The sequence below is a fragment of the Pantoea sp. CTOTU49201 genome, from assembly GCF_032054795.1.
Classification (GTDB): Bacteria; Pseudomonadota; Gammaproteobacteria; order Enterobacterales; family Enterobacteriaceae; genus Pantoea; species Pantoea symbiotica.
This window is the reverse complement of sequence record NZ_DAMBSA010000608.1, coordinates 1-1,853: the sequence shown is the minus strand read 5'-3', so window position 1 is coordinate 1,853 and position 1,853 is coordinate 1. Positions and strand designations below refer to the sequence as shown.

The following is a 1,853-nucleotide window of genomic DNA, read 5'->3' as shown; positions in this document are numbered from 1 at the left end:
GAAGAAGATCGCGGAAATCACCAGCGTGATTAATAGCATCGCCTTCCAGACCAACATCCTGGCGCTGAACGCTGCGGTGGAAGCCGCACGCGCCGGTGAACAGGGCCGTGGTTTTGCCGTGGTGGCCAGCGAGGTACGCAATCTGGCACAGCGCAGCGCCGGTGCGGCGAAAGAGATTGCCACACTGATTGAAGATTCCGTGCAGCGGGTGGAAAAAGGTTCAGAGCTGGTAAGCAGCGCGGGCAGCACCATGCACGACATTCTTAAGTCGGTGCAGGATGTGAATGAGATCATGAAGCACATTGCCGCAGCGTCGGAAGAGCAGAGCAAAGGCATTTCGCAGGTCGGCACCGCCGTCACCGAAATGGACAGCGTCACCCAGCAGAACGCCTCGCTGGTTGAAGAGGTTTCTGCCGCCGCCAGCGCGCTGGAGCGTCAAACGCAGGAGCTGCAAGCTTCGGTGGCGAAATTCCGTCTGTCGGACAGCGCGCCGGTGAACAAGGCCGTGGTATCGCCAACCGCGCTGCGTCGTCCGGTGTTGGCAGGCGCAGGTGTCGCGCAGCCGAAACCAGCCTCTGACGAATGGGTCTCTTTCTAAACCTCAGATAACCACGCCACCAGTTCCGGCAGGAACGGTGGCGCATCTTTTTCTGCCCGCTGTAACAGGCTGTAGCTCGCGCCAGTCGCCACACTGGCGGTAAACGGCGCAATCAGTCGGCCATTCAACACATCGTTTTGCACTAAAGTGACATCCGCCACCGTGACGCCAAATCCCTGAATCGCGGCGCTGATCGCCAGATCCATGGTAGCGAAATGCTGATTGCGCGCCATCGGCAACACGGCATCCAATCCGGCCAGCCAAAGCTGCCAGTCGCGTGAATCCTGCGTCGGATGCAGAAAAGTAAACTTCGCCAGTTCATCAATCTGGCTGGGCGGCGTGACGCTGCTGGACATCACCGGCGTTAAACGCTCCTCAAACAGGCAAATCGATCCGGCGGGCGTTGGGCCAAACACAATCGCCGCGTCAAAATTATCCAGCTGCGATCCATGATCGAGCGTGGTTGTTAGCGCCACGTGAATATCCGGACGCTGCTGTTCCAGCGCCACCAGACGCGGCACCAGCCAGCGCATGGCGCAGGTGGGCGCTTTCAGGCGAATGGCGGCGTTGCTGCGGCTGGCTTTTTCTGTGGCATTCAACAGCATGGCAAAACCTTGCTGCAGTTCCGGCAGCAGCGCTGCGCCCTGTTCGGTGAGATGCAGGCCACGGGCGTGACGGGTAAACAGCGCGAATCCCAGCCAGCTTTCTAGCGTGGCGATTTTACGGCTCACTGCGCCTTGGGTGATGCACAGTTCGCTGGCGGCTCGCGTCAGGTTGAGATGGCGCGCGGTTACCAGAAACGCGTGAATGGCATTGAGCGGCAGAGCAGAGCGGGACATAACAACCTCAAGCTATGATTTTTAATCATGGCTATTATGACAACAATTCGCTTGTCGACTCAAGCCGCACGCCGTTGAATAGAAATCTACTTTCGATACGTGGTTATGCAACCTCACGAGGCACCGATGACCCTGAATAGCAGTGTTAACATCTCTTCCAAACAGCCCGATGTCGGCACGACGATTTTTAGCGTCATCGGCCAGCTGTCGGCGCAACATAAAGCCATCAACCTGTCGCAAGGCGCACCCAACTTCCCGTGCGATCCGCACCTGGTTGAGTTGGTAAGTAAAGCGATGCGTGACGGTCATAACCAATACGCCTCAATGACCGGCCTGCCGTCACTGCGTGAAGCGCTGGCGCAGAAAGTGCACACGCTGTATGGCCAGCAATATGATGCCGGCAGCGAAGTGCTGAT

Annotated in this window: 3 protein-coding genes; 2 read left to right on the top strand and 1 reads right to left on the bottom strand. The window is 58.1% G+C overall.

Annotated elements, in window-relative coordinates:
* Positions 1 to 598, top strand: a 598-nt coding sequence (locus RTY00_RS24370) for a methyl-accepting chemotaxis protein (RefSeq protein ID WP_312666688.1), incomplete at its 5' end; no start/stop codon positions are given.
* Here the strand turns inward: RTY00_RS24370 and RTY00_RS24365 are convergent.
* Entirely contained in the window at positions 595 to 1,437 is an 843-nt protein-coding gene (locus tag RTY00_RS24365; RefSeq protein ID WP_312666687.1) for a LysR substrate-binding domain-containing protein, read from the bottom strand. The genes RTY00_RS24370 and RTY00_RS24365 overlap by 4 nt on opposite strands.
* A gap of 126 nt (positions 1,438 to 1,563) precedes the next feature.
* Between RTY00_RS24365 and RTY00_RS24360 the strand changes: the two genes are divergently transcribed.
* The coding region (locus tag RTY00_RS24360) for an aminotransferase class I/II-fold pyridoxal phosphate-dependent enzyme (protein ID WP_409519172.1) at positions 1,564 to 1,853 on the top strand (290 nt) is incomplete at its 3' end.

Bases quoted from the DNA above. Each gene is read 5' to 3' on its own strand.
- RTY00_RS24365 (WP_312666687.1), bottom strand. From the start codon at position 1,437: ATGTCCCGCTCTGCTCTGCCGCTCAATGCCATTCACGCGTTTCTGGTA.